Origin of the sequence: Clostridium beijerinckii HUN142 (assembly GCF_000621745.1) — a bacterium.
In the GTDB taxonomy this organism is placed as follows: domain Bacteria; phylum Bacillota; class Clostridia; order Clostridiales; family Clostridiaceae; genus Clostridium; species Clostridium beijerinckii_A.
In genome coordinates, this window is sequence record NZ_KK211335.1 from 259,118 (window position 1) to 275,701 (window position 16,584).

Consider the following 16,584-nt stretch of genomic DNA (forward strand, 5'->3'; position numbering starts at 1 on the left):
TCAATAAAAAAGGAGATTTTTATATGAAAATAATTAAAAAATCTATTCTCATAAGTATTACTTTTATGATACTTTGTGGGCTTATATATCCTCTTTTAATGACTGGAATAAGTAAGTTGGTATTTAATAAGCAAGCAAATGGTAGTATGATTGTGGCTGATGGGAGGGAAGTTGGCTCAGAGCTTATAGGACAGAATTTTACAGATCCTAGATTTTTTAGAGGAAGAATTTCAGCTGTAAATTACAACACTTATACAGATGAAGATACAAAGCCAGATGAAAGTGGAAAGGCAGCATATACAGGAGTAGGTTCAGGATCTCAAAATTTAGCACCATCTAATGATGCCCTTAAGGAAAGAGTAGAGAAAGATATAGATGATTTCTTAGAGGCTAATCCAGGTGTTAAAAAAGAGGATATTCCAACGGATTTACTTACAAGCTCTGGTTCAGGCCTTGATCCAGATATAAGTCCTAAAGCGGCAGAAATTCAAATACCAGCAGTTTCAAAAGCTTCAGGAATAAGTGAAGCTGATCTTCATAAAATAGTAGATAAATACACTGATGGCAGAACTTTAGGGATATTTGGAGAACCAAGAGTAAATATAGTAAAAGTTAATACTGAGATAGCTTCAATTTTAAAAAGCAGGTAACTTAGAATGTAGTGGTAGTTAACCGAAAGTACGGGTACTCTGTTGTTTCGATTTCTAGAGAATATAACTGTGGTAAGATGAAACACTGCACAAAAGAGTCCGTACTTTCTGATATATATTACACTTAATTCTTACGAAAATAGAAAATTTTTATTTGAGTTACTATCACTTCACAGTGTAGAGTATCTATATGTTTTAGATAAAGGCACTAATACTGAGAATCCTTGTAGCATAATCTTTTATATTAATGCAAATTGTTATATAATTCTAATAAACATTAAGGTACAATCAAGAAAATAACAAACCAGTATGCTTGCATGTCTTCGTTTATGTACCTAAGTATAGATTAATGAGGGTAAGGAGTGATTTAAATAGATATTGATAATAGACCAAATCCAGATTATCTTTTAAATCAAATAAAAAAAGAAGAGAATGAATCGACAAAAGGAAAATTAAAAATTTTTTTTGGTTATGCAGCAGGTGTGGGAAAAAGTTATACCATGCTTATGGAAGCTCATGATATGAAAAAGATGGGCAAGGATATAGTAATTGGTTATATAGAACCTCATGCTAGACCAGAAACTATGGCTTTAGTAAATGGAATTGAAGATATAGGCGTTAAAGTTATTAATTATAAAGGAATAAACTTAAAAGAATTTGATTTAGATAAGGCTCTTGCTAGAAAGCCGCAGATAATATTGGTGGATGAACTTGCTCATACCAATGCTAGCACTAAAAGGCATAGAAAAAGATGGCAGGATATAGAAGAGCTTTTAGAAGCTGGAATAGATGTTTATACTACTTTAAATGTTCAACACATTGAAAGTTTGAATGATATAGTTGAAAGTATAACTAATATTGCTGTAAGAGAAACAATTCCAGATAAGGTTTTTGATGAAGCTGATAAAGTAGAATTAATAGATATTGAACCAACTGAACTTCTAAATAGATTTAGTGAGGGAAAAGTTTATGGCAAGGAGCAGACAAGAAAAGCTTTTAATAATTTTTTCACTAAAAATAATTTGTTTGCTCTTAGGGAAATTGCATTAAGAAGAACAGCTGATAGAGTAAATTATGAAGTTGAAAGTGTAAGATTATCAAAAGGACAGATAACTGTAATGCCAACATCAGATGTAGTGCTTGCATGTATTTCTTCATCGCCTTCATCTTCAAGGGTTATAAGAACAGCCACAAGGATGGCTGAAGCTCATCATTCAAAATGGATAGCATTCTATGTTGAAACAACAAAATCTCAAAATTTAAGTAAGGAAGATAGAGAAAGGCTCAACTCTCATTTTAGTTTAGCGGAACAATTAGGGGGAGAGGTAGTAACAGCATATGGTGACAATACTATTGAACAAATAATCCAATATGCAAAATTTAGAAATGTGACTAAAATAATTATAGGTAAAAATCACAAGAAACCTAATAATTTATTTCATTTTTATGCAAAAGACATAGTTGATAAGCTCATGGAATCTAATTCATATATAGATGTTTATGTTATACCAAATGCATCCTCTGATAAACAAAAAAAATATAATATAAAAAATAATAGACAAAAATTTAATGTATCAAGGAAAGAAATTTTAGTATCCACTTTAATAATGATAATTACTATAATAATTTCATTATTTATTGATTATTTAGGTTTTAATGAAGCCAATGTTATTATGATTTTTATATTAGGTGTTATTATTGTAAATATTAAAACAAGAGGGTATATTTTAGGTTTTGTTTGTTCAATTATAAGTATATTTTTATTTAATTACCTTTTTACAGAACCAAGGTATTCATTAGAGGTTTATGATAAAAGTTATTTGGCGACATTTCCTATAATGTTGATAGTAACCTTTACAATTGGTACACTTACAAATAAAATACAAAGAGAAGCACGTAATTCTTTACAAAGAGAAAATAGAACAAGAAATTTATATAGAGTAAGTAAAAAATTATTAAGTGCAACAGGTACAGCAGATGTTGTTGGAATAGGAATAAAATATCTATCAAGATTATTGGAGAGAACAGTTGTTTGCTATTTAGATCAAGATAACAAACTTTCAACCCCATTCATTTATACAGCTGCTAAAGGTGAGAAAGATAGAACTTTGTTAAATAAAGATGAAGAAGCTGTTGCATATTGGACATTTTTAAACGATAAGGAATCGGGAGCTGGTACCAATACATTTCATGGTGCTAAAGGATACTATATGCCTTTAAAAAGTCATGGAAAAATCTTAGGGGTATTGGGTGCCTCGTGCATTAATGGTTCTTTAAAACCAGAACAAAAATATATATTTGAAACAGTTGCCAGCCAAATTTACATTGCATTAGATAGAGAAATATTAGCTGAAACTCAAAAGAAATCAAATTTAGAGATTGAAAGTGAAAGACTTAGAAGTAATTTATTACGATCAATTTCCCATGATTTAAGGAGTCCTCTTGCAGGGATTAAAGGGGCTGTAAGCACTATTATTGAAACAGGTGATCTCTTATCAGAAAAAACTAAGGGAAAGCTTCTTCAAAGTGTTTATGAAGATACTGAATGGCTTATTAGATTAGTAGAAAATTTACTTAGCATGACAAGATTTGATGGAGGTAATCTGAAAATTAAGAAGAACATAGAGCTTATAGAGGAAGTAGTATATGAGGCGGTTCAAAGAACTTCAAAACGCTTTAAAGATCATAAAATAAAAGTGATAGTTCCAGAAGATGTGATAATGGCACCAATGGATGGAAGTTTGATTGAACAAGTGCTTATAAATTTATTTGATAATGCAATTAAGTTTACACCTAAAGATTCTTTGATTGAAGTTAAATTTTATGAAGATGAGAAAAATATTATTTTTGAAGTCATTGATAATGGACCTGGAATATCAGAAGATATATTGCCACATATCTTTGATAGATTTTTTACTAATGGAGATAAAATAACTGATTCAAGAAGAGGGGTAGGATTAGGACTTGCAATTTGCAAATCTATAGTTGAAGCACATGGTGGGAAAATTAGTGCTTATAACAGCGGCGGAGCTATTTTTAGATTTAATATTCCAAAGGAGGGGAATGGTGATGAACAGTAAACAGTATATTCTTGTTGTGGAAGATGATAAGCCAATAAGAAATTTTATTACAACATCTTTAAAAACACAAGGATTTAATTATATAGAAACAGATAAGGGAACAGAAGCTATTGCACTTTCTATGTCACATAAACCAGATTTAATAATACTTGACTTGGGACTTCCAGATATGGATGGTATTGATGTAGTTACAAAAGTAAGAGAATGGTCTAAAGTTCCAATAATAATTGTTTCTGCAAGAGAGAATGAAAGGCAGAAAATAGAAGCTTTGGATAAAGGAGCTGATGATTACTTAACAAAACCTTTTGGAATAGGGGAATTATTAGCTAGAGTCAGAGTATCATTAAGGCATAGTGCATCTACTAATAATGAAAAAGAGATTTCTGGTATATTTAAAGTAAAAGATCTAGTTGTTGATTTTAATAAAAGAAAACTGACGATAGGAAACGATGATATACATTTAACTCCTATAGAATATAAAATAATGGCTCTTCTTTGCAGTTATTCAGGAAAGGTATTAACTCATAATTTTATAATTAAGGAAATTTGGGCTTTACCAACTGGAAGCGAAACTCAATCTCTCAGAGTATTTATGGCAAGTCTTAGAAGAAAAATAGAAAAAAATCCAGCTGAGCCACAATATATTTATACAGAAGTTGGAGTTGGATATAGATTGGTAGATGAGTAAGTATATATCTAAACTTATTAGTTAAAGATTAAGGTGTTGTGTCTTAAAAACCACAGATTAGGTCTGTGGTTTTTAAAGTATAAAATATATTAAGAATACTGTGATATAATCAAGGATAGATAAGTTAGAAAAGCATTAGTAGTATAATGGAGGAAAAAAAGATGGACAAGTTAACTTTTTTAAAAAAGTATAATATTTCGGAAGAAGATTTTATTAAAACTAATCTTGAATGGGATAGTCTGATTGAAATATATAAAAATTTTGAATCAAGAATCAAAGAACTTGAGAGAATAGCTAGCGTTGTCGGAAATTCATTGAAAAAAGTTCAAGCTGTTCATTTAGTTAGTCATAGAATCAAAGAGCCAGAACATCTTATAGAAAAAATAATAAGAAAAAAGTTAAGAAAACCTGAAATTACTATAACCGTGGGGAATTATACTAAGAAAGTTACTGATTTAATTGGAATACGAGTATTACATCTTTTCAAAGAAGATTGGGAAAATATTCATGAATATATAGTAAATACTTGGCCTGCGTTAGAAAAACCAAAGGCTAACATCAGAAAAGGAGATTCAGGAACCTTAATTGATAGGTTTAAAATAAAAGGATGCAAAATAGTGGAACATCCATTTGGGTATAGATCGATTCATTACATAATTAAAGCGAGTAATGGCAGAAAAACTTTTATTTCAGAAATACAAGTAAGAACAATATTTGAGGAAGGATGGAGCGAAATTGATCATAAGATTAGGTACCCTTATGATATTAATAACACTATTTTAGCCAATTTTTTAGTTATATTCAATAGATTTGCTGGAAGTGCGGATGAAATGGGATCCTACGTTAATTATCTACATAATGAATTAAAAAATATAAATGAGAATCATAGCAAAGAATTAGAAGAGAAAAATAAAATTATTGATGAATTAAGAAGTACCATAGATAAGCTAGAAATAGAATCTATGGATAAAGAAAAATTAAAAAGTAAAATTGCATGTTTAGAAAATAAATTTCCTAAGTTAAATATATATAGTGAGAGAAGAGTTACTGAAGTATTACAAAAATAGAAGTAAGCTAATTAAAAAACCGAATTATAGCTTACAGTGATGGCATTGTTTGAGTTTTTTTGAACAAGTCAAAGCTTATAGCCTTTCCATTGAAATCAGGAATTGAAAAGATTAAAATTTTGTGTTTCAAAAACCATAGATTAGTTCTATGGTTTTTATTTGTAATTGATACTAAATAATATTTTTATAAAATATTATTTAGGTTAAGATATGATTTGTTATATCTAATAATTACTATAAATTTAACATTAGCAGTCATTGATAACATACTTATAATTAAGTGAATTATGTATATTATGAATTGAAACTACTATCAATTGAAAATAAAAAGGTAATAATTATGTTGTTCGAAAGGTCAGATGCTTAAAAAAATCTCCGGCTCAAGTTGCCTGCAATTTAAATTTTCTCTAATAAATTGTTTACCTTCTGTTTAACTTTTAAGTATTTTGAGTTTAACATTCAGTGATATGATTTAGTTAATACAAGGACGATAGAAGAAATAATGTAATGATATAAATTTAGTAAAATAAAGATGCTTCAGTTAGGAAATTAGAGAACGAGGAGGTATAAAAATGGAATATGCGCAAGGTACAAAATCGAATATTTTAATTAATGGATCTACATTAGTTGGGCTATTTATAACAGTTGCATTTTTCGTATATGGTATTCAAATGAATTTATTTACGTCTCAAACAGCATTGCAAACATTTTTACAGCAATTTGGATGGTTTGCACCAGTAGTATTTATAATGTTTCAGGCTATACAGGTAGTATTACCGATATCTCCAGGAGCTATTGGATGTGTGGCTGGGGTTTTGATCTTTGGTTCAGTTCAAGGATTTATATATAACTATATTGGTATCTGCATTGGTTCAATTGCTGTATTCTTACTTGCAAGACAGTATGGACTTAATTATGTCATGAATATGTCTAATAAAAAAGTTTTTAATAAATATATAGGATGGCTAAAAAAACCTAGCTTTGAGCGTATATTTGCTACAGCAATATTTTTACCAGTAGCACCAGATGACTTTCTTTGCTATATAGCAGGGATGAGCAAAATGAAGCTCAAAAAATTTGTTTTGATTATACTTTTAGGGAAACCTTTTGCAATTATTATGTATAGTCTTATGCTAAATATCATAGTACAAAAATTATTACCTTTATTATAAGGAGGAATTATAGTATGAAAATACTCTTATATACTGGTCTTTTGAAACTTGTAGAAAAAAGTGGAATTGGTAGAGCTATTCACCACCAGCAAAAGGCATTAGAGGAGAATAATATTCCATATACAACAGATATAAAGGATTCTTATGATATTATTCAACTTAATACTATATTCCCGGATTCTGTGCTTTGGGCAATTTTATCGAAGATTAGAGGAAAAAGAATTATATATTATGCTCACTCTACTATGGAAGACTTTAAAGACTCTTTTAAGGGATCAAATCTTATAGCTCCTATTTTTAAGATATGGATTAAGTTTTGCTACAGCCTGGGAGATGTAATTATAACGCCAAGTGAGTACTCTAAAAAATTATTATTAAGCTATGATATCAAAAAGCCTATTTATGCTTTATCTAATGGAATTGACCTCTCATATTTTTCTAAAGATGCAGAAGGTGCAAAAAGATTCCGAGAAAAGTATAGTTTATCAGATAGTGAAAAAGTAATTATTTCCGTAGGTCACTATATGGAGCGTAAAGGAATAAGAGATTTTATAAAATTAGCAAAAAGTATGCCGGAAATAACATTTATTTGGTTTGGTTACACCAATTCTAACATTGTACCCCAGACTATACAAAATGATATTACTACAGCTCCAAAAAATGCGAAGTTTCCAGGCTACGTCTGCAAAGAACAATTACGTGATGCCTATAGTGGAAGTGATTTATTTTTATTTCTTACTCATGAAGAGACGGAAGGGATTGTATTACTTGAAGCTCTTGCAATGAAGATTCCAATTTTAATTAGAGATATTCCTATTTATAAAGAAATGTTTTCTGATGGAAAAGAAGTGTATAAAGGAAGCTCCATAGGTGAGTTTCAAGATAAAATCAGAAAAATACTTATTGGAAGGCTTCCACCATTACAGGATTCGGGTTACAAATTGGTGAAGGAAAAAGATATTGGGAAGATTGGTATGCAATTGAAAATTATATATGAGAACATATAGTTTTAATAATGCTGAATTTATATGAACATTACCCAACAGATGTATTAGCGGGTATTATTTTAGGTTTAATATGCAGTAAAGTATCAATTTATATATTTAGTAAAATTAATAAGAATTATAAAGATTCTATGCAATTTATAGAGGGGTGATTGCTTGTATTTAAGTATTTGTAGAAAGATAATTGTATTTGATAATTATATTCTCTTTGTTATTGACAAGTATTTGAAAAATAAATATTTAGATAAGTTAATGCCGATGATAACATGCATGGGCAACTTGGGGATAATTTGGATTATAATGTCTATCACTCTAATATTAGATAAACCCTATAGATTGATTGGTAATATAGTAATACTAACATTAATCATAAGTACTATTGTTGGAGAAGGAATAGTAAAGCATATAGTAAAACGAATTAGACCTTGTAATCAGCAAAAAAATGCTAGTCTTTTGATAAAAAAACCACTATCGTATTCCTTTCCTTCTGGACATACTTTATCATCTTTTGCTGTAGCAGAAATACTTTCTATGTATTTTAGTCAATATAAGCTTATATTTATAGGAATAGCATTTTTGATAGCTCTATCAAGACTATATTTGTATGTTCATTATCCAACTGATGTTATAGCAGGAATTATAATTGGAATAGTATGTTCTAAATTAATATTCATAATTTTACACGATGGTTATATGGAAAAGTTTGATGCTTTTTATAAAAATATATTATAGAGGAGATAGTTAAAATGAATATGGAGATTTTTAACCTAATAAATAATTTAGCAAATAAAAATACAATTTTAGATAAGATGATGATTTTCTTTTCGGAATATGGTCCTTATATTTCTATGGCGGTCATTGTAGTAGTATTTATTTTAGGACTTAAACAAAGGAAATATGAAAATAGAAAAATTGCTGTAAGTACGGTTGTTGTAACAGTAATTAATATGATTATAAACATAATAGTTAGAAGTATATTTCATGTAGACAGACCTTTTGTTCACAATAATGTGAATTTATTATTGCCTCATGATTCAGCTTCATCATTCCCAAGTAATCATGCAACAGGAACGATGAGTATAGCATTGGGACTTGAAAAATACAATAAATTACTTAGTAGAATATTAATTATATTATCAATAATTATTGGTTATTCAAGGGTTTATGTTGGACATCACTATCCTATGGATGTAATAGGTGCATATATAATTGTTTTTGTAGTAAATTATATTTACAATTTGAAATTAAGAAGTAGAGTTGACAATTTATATGAACTAGTTGAGAAAAAAATAGCAGAAAGATTAGGAAAGTTACACAGTAAATTATTTCAACCCAAAAGTTCAAATTAAATTCTAATGTTAATCGAGAAAAGTATAATTTACACAAATTTCATGCAATTTTCATTTTCTTTAAATAGAATAAAAAAATGAAAAGGAGATGATAGAAAATGAGTAGTTCTATAAGTAATCATTATGTTACACAAAATATGTCTACAATAAATGTGAAGAATAATGCAAATAGTAAAGCAACTGAAGAAGCTAATGAAAGTGCTAGCGAAAAAAGAGTTGAATTAAGCAGCAAAAGTTCAGAAACTAAATCAAATCACATAATTGATTCATATGCTTAAGACACAATTAAGAAAATAACATCTAGTAGAGAAAAGTAGAAAATTTATTTTCTGCTTTTTCCTGTTATATAAGTGTATATATGGACTTATATAATGGTAAAAATAGTTAAGATATAAAGAGATAATTAAAGATTATAGAATAAGGGGCATGAGAATGAAGATATTATTTGCTGAAGACGATATTAGATTGGGTAAACTAATTACTCATATGTTAAAAAAAGAAGGTAAAAATCACGCAGAATGGGTTGACAATGGAAATGAGGCTTTGTTTTTGGCATCTAATTTTTACTATGATTTAATAATATTGGATTGGATGATGCCAGAAATGGATGGAATAACTGTTTGTAGAAAACTACGAGAAAAGGGATATAATGGAGCGATACTAATTTTGACTGCAAAAGATTTTGTATCAGATAAAGTAGAGGGGTTGGATGCAGGAGCTGACGATTTTCTTGTGAAGCCTTTTGAATTTGAAGAGTTGTTTGCGCGTATTCGAGCATTGTCAAGAAGAAGTAACAAGCAAATTAAAGCTGATATTATACAATACAAAGATATTTTATTAAATCGAACTACCTTTATATTAAAAATAAGAGGAAAAGAAATTCAATTAACCCCAACTGAATTTCAACTGTTGGACTTATTAATTATAAATCAAGGTTGTGCATTAACTAGAGAAGTAATCCATGATAGGGTATGGGGTTATGATTCTGATGTAAATTATAATACAATAGATGCATTTATACGTATCCTACGGAAAAAGATTGATGATACAGGTTATCCATCTTTGATAAAGAGTATTCGAGGGGTAGGTTATAGAATTGAGTCATAAAAGCAGCTTATTTTCTGAAACTAGAAGATATTTAAGAGCATTTAACAGTAGAATAATTATTACAGTTCTATTTTTATTCATTTTTATTACAAGCTTGGTGATGGCTGTCAGCATTTATAACGAACAGAAGATAGAGCTAAGAGATCTAGTAGAGTCTGAAGTAGTAGAATTACAACAAAGACAAGTTGATGAAAAAGATAAGATGGATAGCAATTCCCAATCTGAAACTCAATATGATAGCACTTATGAGATGTTTTTTAATTATTTTATTAAACCTAATGGTGAAGTAATTGTGCAGGATGAAATTTCTACAACTATACGCTCTCAGGTCTTGAATTACATAAGTGGATGGAAACCAAATGAGCCTCAGATAAAATACCATACAATAAAATCAATGGACGGTAAAGTAAGAAATATATTAATGGTGGCACAAAATGTGCAGCTAAAGGAAGGGCAATTTGGAACAGTATATTTAGGAAAAGATGTCACATATATTTGGAGTATTTTTCAAAGGGCCTTTTGGATTCTTTTGGGATTTTCGTTATTATTTTTTGTGATTTCAATTTTGTGCAGTAGATTTATGACAAATAAAGTTATGAAACCAATTATTGAAGCCTATGATTTTCAAAGGCAGTTTGTTGCTAACGCGTCACATGAGCTTAGAACACCATTAACAGTTATAAGCGCAGGATTAGAAGTTATAAAATTAGAAGAAAAAGATAAGTTGTCGTCTTTTTCTTGTGAGGTACTTGAAGATTTACAAAAGGAAGTAAGAGATTCAACGAAGCTAGTCAATGATTTACTATTCTTGGCTAAAACAGATAGCAGAGAATTAGAATTAATTATTGAATCAGTAAATGTAGTTAACTTAATTAAACAAGTAGCAAGAAAATTTCAATCATATGCAGAAAAACAAAATATAAAAATATCAGTAAAAGAATCTAGAGACTTTGATATATATTCAGATGCAGATAGGTTAAAACAACTTTTAAATATATTAGTAGAAAACTCCATAAAATATTCACCAAATGGTGGAACTATATATCTATCAGTAGGACGGGACTTATTTATGGAAAAGGATAGCATTTATATCAAGGTAACTGACCAAGGTATTGGTATTAGTAAGGAGGAGCAAAAAAATATATTTAAACGATTTTATCGTGTAGATAAACAAAGGCAATACGGCATAGGTGGCGCAGGGTTAGGTTTATCTATTGCCAGTGAAATTATATCTGCTCTTAGTGGTACCATCGAGGTAGTAAGTGAAATAGGGAAAGGGAGTACATTTATTATATGGTTGCCTGATGTGATTAAGAAATTTAAATAAGCCAATTTTCATTTTATTTTCATTTTTATATGCAAGAATAGTAATATGAACAAATCAATAATATTAAGTTTAATGTAATTTTTCAATTACAGTTTATAACTTTAAAACCTAAGGAGGTAAAATGGAAAACTATAATGCAAAAGAGACAAAAAACTTATTAAGTAAAGTTCCAGAGGTAACTATTTTCTTCTGGATAATCAAGATTTTATGTACAACTGTAGGTGAAACATTTTCGGATTATTTAAGTGTCAACCTTGGATTAGGCTTGACGCTAACTACAATTATAATGGGAATAGTATTTATAGGTATATTATATCTTCAATTCAGAGCAAATAAATATGTGCCAGGTATTTATTGGTTAACAGTTGTACTTATAAGTGTATTTGGAACCTTAGTAACCGATAATTTAACAGATGGAATTGGGGTACCTCTAGAAATTAGTACAGTAGTTTTTAGTGTACTATTAGGATTAACTTTTCTGTTTTGGTATCTTAATGAAAAAACACTATCTATACACTCAATTTACACAAGAAAAAGAGAAGTTTTCTATTGGCTCACTATTCTGTTCACATTTGCACTTGGAACAGCAGTAGGAGACTTATATTCTGAACAGCTTGCTCTTGGTTATCTTCATACAGGAATAGTAGTTATTATCATAATAGCTTGTTCATTTTTAGCATGGAAATTTATAAAACTTGATGCAGTATTAGCGTTTTGGGTTGCGTATATTTTTACTCGCCCACTTGGAGCATCACTCGGAGATTATTTATCTCAACCTAAGGAATATGGTGGATTAGGTTTTGGAACAACAGTTACTAGCGTAATTTTTCTTATACCTATTTTAGCAATTATAATATTTCTTGCTGTTACAAAATGTGATATAAATCTCAAAAATAAAGCAGTAGCAGAAAATCAAACAAATAGAAGTAAGAAAAATGCTTTGATACAAACAATTGCAGTATTGTGTATTTTCTTAGTTGCTGGTATAGGTGGTTATGTTTGGTTAAGTAGAAATATAACACCTGAATCCAATTCTTCGCAAACTACATTAAACGGACAATTAACAGATTTCATTACAATTGAAAATGATATACTAAATTCTGTGAACTCAAATGACTTTGATTCAGCAAAAAAAAGAGCTGATGATTTAGAGCATGATTGGGATACATCAGAACCGCAGTTAAAGAAGATAGATAGTACAAAATGGACACAAATTGATGGAACTATTGATAATGTATTAGCGGAAGTACGTTCAAAAAATCCTGATGCCAGCAAGTGCAAATCGGTTCTTGATAATTCACTAAGTATCTTAAACGGAGCAAATAATACAGAGAATAATGTGGAGGGGAATACAGATTCTACTGCAGAAAATAATACAAATACTAATGTAGAGAATAATACGGATAATAATACAGATACTAGTAAAGCACCACAATCTGAATCTCCACAAACTGCATCGCAAAATGCATTAAAAGGACAATTAACAAATTTCATTACAATTGAAAATGATATTCTGAAATTTGTGAATTCAAAGGACTTTGCTTCAGCCAAAACAAAGGCTGACGCATTGGAGCATAATTGGGATACATCAGAGCCTCAGTTAAGGAAAATTGATAATAAAACATGGACTCAAATTGATGGAACTATTGATAGTGTATTGTCGGCAGTTCGTTCAAAAAATCCTGATGCTAGCAAGTGTAAATCAGCACTTGAAAGTTCGCTCAGTATCTTAAATGGAGCAAACAAATAAAAATGATAAACGGTCATCTAGCAGGTGATCGTTTTTTATTATAGATGGAATTGTGAAAATTATGTTTTGATTTATCTAATGTCTAGCCTCTGTAAAACTCTCACTCACACTGGGAAAGTGATTCAAACCAAATTCATTTTCATTTGTTGAATTATATTGATAAAAAGAGTGAAAATACTGGTGTCTTGGGTATAAAATATGATGATGACATGATAATCAAAAAGTGATGTCATATTGTTTGATGGATTATCATTACGTAAGCTAGAACAAAAACATATGGATTAATTTGAAGAAATAATTGAAAAGTAAAATTATTGAAAGGAGACTTATTTGATGTCGGATCTAAGTAAAGAAAAAATTTACTTAGTAATTCGATTTTCAGTATATAGATATGTTCCGTGGATATATTGGATAACTGTCATTATGGTAAGCATTTTTGGTACTATGGCTGCCGATGTTGTGCATGTTGGATTTGGCATTACATACATTGCCTCAACAATATTCTTTGTGGCTCTGCTAGCAATTATCTTCATAATATGGTATTTGAGTGAAAAGATTTTATCTATACACAGCATCTATACTAGACGTCGAGAGTTATTTTACTGGGCTATCATTTTAACTACATTCGCACTAGGTACAGAAGCAGGAGACATGACTGCGACAACAATGCATTTGGGGTATTTATATTCTGGTGTGATATTTGTAGTGATGATTGCTATTACAGTTCTAGGTTACTGGCTGTTATCATTGAATGAAATTTTTGCATTTTGGTTTGCTTATATAATTACACGACCATTAGGTGCTTCGTTTGCGGATTGGATGGGGGTGCCTTATGATTGAGGGGGGCTTGGACTTGTAACAGGAGTAGTTAGTTTATGTTTAACTATTATAATATTTATTCTTATTAGTTATATTACTATAACTCATAAAGATGTTAAAGATTTTAAGGAGGTAGAGTAATTGGCATGTAATAAAGTAGTATTATTGTATTGGTATTAGAAAGTTATAAAAAAGCAAGCTATTCCCAAATGTATAATGAAAGTTGAAGAGAAATTAAATAATAATATTGAAGTAACAAAGGAAGATTTAGTTGCATTAACATCTACAACTAAAATGAGAGGTAAACTAACGAAATTAGATAAAATAATAAAATAACTAAGACTTGTAAAGAAAATATAAAAAATTATAGTAAATGCAAATTCAGCTGGATATGTATAAAAATGCCATTTGGAAATTAGATAAGTTTTAATATATGCCTAAAATTGCTATAAATAAAAAGAGTAAAGAAGCTAATATTAATAATAAAAAGAAAAAGCTTTTAAATTTATAAAACAAGTTACAAAGGAGGAAGTAATATTGAAATATAAATTAAAGTATACTTTAATCTTTTTATTAAATTTTATCTTTATTTTAACTATATTTACAGATGGTATGATTAAAACTTATGAACTATCTGATATGGCATTTAGTGAGGATGTTGATTTAAATGAAAATACAATTAGTGGTAAGAAAAAAATAATTTATTTAACTTTTGATGATGGACCTAGTTATAAAGTAACTAATGATGTTTTAGATGTATTAAAAGAGAACGGTGTAAATGCAACATTTTTTATAATTGGAAATCAGATCAAAGGGAAAGAAGATGTTTTAAAAAGAATTTATAATGAAGGAAATGGAATAGGCCTTCATACGTATACGCATAAATTAAGCAAAATTTATAGCCGCGAAGATGTATTTATAGAAGAAATGATTGAATGCCGTAACGAAATAAATGAGGTTATTGGAATTTCACCCAACATAATCAGATTTCCCTGTGGAAGTAACAAACGCTTAAATAAGAATTATCTGAAAAGGCTACATGATGAAGGCTTTAGAATATATGATTGGAATTTAGATAATACGGATGGATTAAATTCAAAACTTTCGCCGGATACACTATATAGAAAAGCAATAAAAGGAAGTGAAAATTTTCAAGAAATAATATTACTTCTGCATTGTACGGATATGCATAAAAATACATGTAAGGCTCTTCCACAAATAATAAAATATTATAAATCTAAGGGGTACGAATTTAAAGTTATCACGGAAAATACCCCTGAATTATATTTTCACATGAAAAGAATAACATCTAAATAGAAATGAATATCTAAAGTTGAAATACCGTATTATTCATAACAAAGAATTTGGTTCTAATTCTAATGTTATTCTAATTATATTTTAATCTAATTTTAATGTTTTGATGTAATAATATTATTGTAAAGAGATTTACTATTCTAGCAATAAGGAAAAGTATTCTTTCATCATCAAATATTTTTCCTAGAATTTTGAAATTTCTGAATGTCGTCATCAGAAATTCATATAAGATCTTTTTAAATTTTTACTCATATTCATAAAAGGAGTTGTTTTTATAGCAACTCTTTTTATATTTAGATGAAATTATTATAAAACAATTCAGTTGGAGAAAATATCTAAGTATTTTTGGACAGTAAAAGATTTAATACTTATAGAAATAATATATATAGACGTATATAATATTTTTATTAAAGATAGTGAATTAATTAAAACTATGTAGTGTAAATTCTTTAACAAGGTAGAAGCAAAGCAGTAAATTGGGATATCAAAATATTAAAAAAGTGTAAGTTTTGTTATTGTATATAAATATTTTTTTATGTGATGCTGCAACTAGATTATGTAAGGAGGCTATAAATTTGAATGATTTTAGAATTCTTTTAGTGGAAGATGAAAAGCAAATGGCTATGTTTATTGAAATGGAACTTATTCATGAAGGATTTAAGGTTGATGTAGAGTACGATGGAAGAGAAGTTGTTAAAAAAGTAAAGGATGTAGAATATAATTTAATACTTCTTGATATCATGATACCTAATTTAAATGGAATTGAAGTTTGTAGGAGAATTAGAGAGTTTTCTAATGTGCCAGTAATAATGCTTACGGCTAAAGGAGATGTATCAGACAAAGTTATAGGTCTTGATGCTGGAGCCAATGACTATTTAACTAAGCCATTTGCAATAGAGGAATTATTAGCAAGGCTAAGAGTATATACAAGAGAAAAAGTATTGATAAGTGAAACTGACACAATAAATGTGAATGATATAACTATGAATGATAAAACTCATCAGATGTGGAGAGCTGGAAAGGAAATTAAACTTACAAAGAAAGAGTATGATCTTCTTAAAATATTATTAGTTAATAAAAATATTGTCCTTACAAGAGACCAATTAATTGAAGCAGTATGGGGATATGAGTATGCAGGAGATACCAATGTAGTGGATGTTTTTATAAGATATCTAAGAAGTAAAATTGATGACGGATTTAGTGAAAAGGCTATAATTACTGTAAGAGGAGTAGGGTATGTCATTAAAGGAGAATAAT

16 protein-coding genes are annotated in these 16,584 nt (G+C 29.0%); 15 read left to right on the plus strand and 1 reads right to left on the minus strand.

Going from position 1 to position 16,584, the window contains the following annotated elements; genetic code table 11:
• The first annotated feature begins 23 nt into the window (after positions 1-23).
• From T483_RS0119385 to T483_RS0119440, 12 genes are all read left to right on the plus strand, one after another.
• Positions 24-650, plus strand: coding sequence for a K(+)-transporting ATPase subunit C (locus tag T483_RS0119385; protein WP_026888319.1), 627 nt, complete (start codon positions 24-26; stop codon positions 648-650).
• Positions 651-1,021: 371 nt separating this feature from the next.
• Positions 1,022-3,730: a sensor histidine kinase gene (locus tag T483_RS0119390; RefSeq protein ID WP_026888320.1), complete on the plus strand. Its 2,709-nt coding sequence runs from the start codon at positions 1,022-1,024 to the stop codon at positions 3,728-3,730.
• Positions 3,720-4,418, plus strand: a complete 699-nt coding sequence (locus T483_RS0119395; RefSeq protein WP_026888321.1) for a response regulator — start codon at positions 3,720-3,722, stop codon at positions 4,416-4,418. The genes T483_RS0119390 and T483_RS0119395 overlap by 11 nt, the downstream gene beginning before the upstream one ends.
• A gap of 161 nt (positions 4,419-4,579) precedes the next feature.
• Positions 4,580-5,485, plus strand: a complete 906-nt coding sequence (locus tag T483_RS29505) for a hypothetical protein (protein WP_051560469.1) — start codon at positions 4,580-4,582, stop codon at positions 5,483-5,485.
• 572 nt (positions 5,486-6,057) lie between these two features.
• The gene (locus T483_RS0119405) at positions 6,058-6,657 is read left to right on the plus strand and encodes a TVP38/TMEM64 family protein (RefSeq protein ID WP_026888322.1); all 600 of its coding nucleotides are present in this window, start codon (positions 6,058-6,060) and stop codon (positions 6,655-6,657) included.
• A gap of 14 nt (positions 6,658-6,671) precedes the next feature.
• Complete coding sequence (locus T483_RS0119410; RefSeq protein ID WP_026888323.1) at positions 6,672-7,664, plus strand: glycosyltransferase; 993 nt, start codon at positions 6,672-6,674, stop codon at positions 7,662-7,664.
• 153 nt (positions 7,665-7,817) lie between these two features.
• Positions 7,818-8,393: a phosphatase PAP2 family protein gene (locus tag T483_RS0119415; protein ID WP_026888324.1), complete on the plus strand. Its 576-nt coding sequence runs from the start codon at positions 7,818-7,820 to the stop codon at positions 8,391-8,393.
• Positions 8,394-8,407: 14 nt separating this feature from the next.
• A complete protein-coding gene (locus T483_RS0119420) occupies positions 8,408-9,010 on the plus strand; it encodes a phosphatase PAP2 family protein (RefSeq protein ID WP_026888325.1) in 603 nt (200 codons plus the stop codon).
• Positions 9,011-9,108: 98 nt separating this feature from the next.
• Positions 9,109-9,288 carry a hypothetical protein gene (locus tag T483_RS0119425; RefSeq protein ID WP_026888326.1) on the plus strand — a complete coding sequence of 60 codons (180 nt, stop codon included), beginning with the start codon at positions 9,109-9,111 and terminating at the stop codon, positions 9,286-9,288.
• A 154-nt stretch (positions 9,289-9,442) separates the two neighbouring features.
• Positions 9,443-10,117, plus strand: a complete 675-nt coding sequence (locus T483_RS0119430) for a response regulator transcription factor (RefSeq protein WP_026888327.1) — start codon at positions 9,443-9,445, stop codon at positions 10,115-10,117.
• The gene (locus T483_RS0119435) at positions 10,107-11,444 is read left to right on the plus strand and encodes a sensor histidine kinase (protein WP_026888328.1); all 1,338 of its coding nucleotides are present in this window, start codon (positions 10,107-10,109) and stop codon (positions 11,442-11,444) included. Before T483_RS0119430 ends, T483_RS0119435 begins: the two co-directional genes overlap by 11 nt.
• Before the next feature lie 121 nt (positions 11,445-11,565).
• Entirely contained in the window at positions 11,566-13,194 is a 1,629-nt protein-coding gene (locus T483_RS0119440) for a COG4705 family protein (protein ID WP_026888329.1), read from the plus strand.
• A 359-nt stretch (positions 13,195-13,553) separates the two neighbouring features.
• On the opposite strand, the gene T483_RS32230 is transcribed toward T483_RS0119440, so the two are convergent.
• Complete coding sequence (locus tag T483_RS32230; protein ID WP_242841891.1) at positions 13,554-13,727, minus strand: hypothetical protein; 174 nt, start codon at positions 13,725-13,727, stop codon at positions 13,554-13,556.
• Between T483_RS32230 and T483_RS32505 the strand changes: the two genes are divergently transcribed.
• From T483_RS32505 to T483_RS0119460, 3 genes are all read left to right on the plus strand, one after another.
• Positions 13,654-14,034: a hypothetical protein gene (locus tag T483_RS32505; protein ID WP_431603160.1), complete on the plus strand. Its 381-nt coding sequence runs from the start codon at positions 13,654-13,656 to the stop codon at positions 14,032-14,034. The genes T483_RS32230 and T483_RS32505 overlap by 74 nt on opposite strands.
• 516 nt (positions 14,035-14,550) lie before the next feature.
• A complete protein-coding gene (locus T483_RS0119455) occupies positions 14,551-15,330 on the plus strand; it encodes a polysaccharide deacetylase family protein (protein ID WP_026888330.1) in 780 nt (259 codons plus the stop codon).
• 572 nt (positions 15,331-15,902) lie between these two features.
• Entirely contained in the window at positions 15,903-16,583 is a 681-nt protein-coding gene (locus T483_RS0119460; RefSeq protein WP_026888331.1) for a response regulator transcription factor, read from the plus strand.
• The last annotated feature ends 1 nt before the right edge of the window (position 16,584 follow it).

What these genes read in the sequence shown, in the direction of transcription:
- T483_RS0119395 (WP_026888321.1), top strand. Translation starts at nt 3,720, where the DNA reads ATGAACAGTAAACAGTATATTCTTGTTGTGGAAGATGATAAGCCAATA.
- T483_RS32230 (WP_242841891.1), bottom strand. Translation starts at nt 13,727, where the DNA reads ATGAAGATAATTGCTAGCAGAGCCACAAAGAATATTGTTGAGGCAATG.
- T483_RS0119410 (WP_026888323.1), top strand. Translation starts at nt 6,672, where the DNA reads ATGAAAATACTCTTATATACTGGTCTTTTGAAACTTGTAGAAAAAAGT.
- T483_RS29505 (WP_051560469.1), top strand. Translation starts at nt 4,580, where the DNA reads ATGGACAAGTTAACTTTTTTAAAAAAGTATAATATTTCGGAAGAAGAT.
- T483_RS0119405 (WP_026888322.1), top strand. Translation starts at nt 6,058, where the DNA reads ATGGAATATGCGCAAGGTACAAAATCGAATATTTTAATTAATGGATCT.
- T483_RS0119425 (WP_026888326.1), top strand. Translation starts at nt 9,109, where the DNA reads ATGAGTAGTTCTATAAGTAATCATTATGTTACACAAAATATGTCTACA.
- T483_RS0119440 (WP_026888329.1), top strand. Translation starts at nt 11,566, where the DNA reads ATGGAAAACTATAATGCAAAAGAGACAAAAAACTTATTAAGTAAAGTT.
- T483_RS0119430 (WP_026888327.1), top strand. Translation starts at nt 9,443, where the DNA reads ATGAAGATATTATTTGCTGAAGACGATATTAGATTGGGTAAACTAATT.
- T483_RS0119385 (WP_026888319.1), top strand. Translation starts at nt 24, where the DNA reads ATGAAAATAATTAAAAAATCTATTCTCATAAGTATTACTTTTATGATA.
- T483_RS0119420 (WP_026888325.1), top strand. Translation starts at nt 8,408, where the DNA reads ATGAATATGGAGATTTTTAACCTAATAAATAATTTAGCAAATAAAAAT.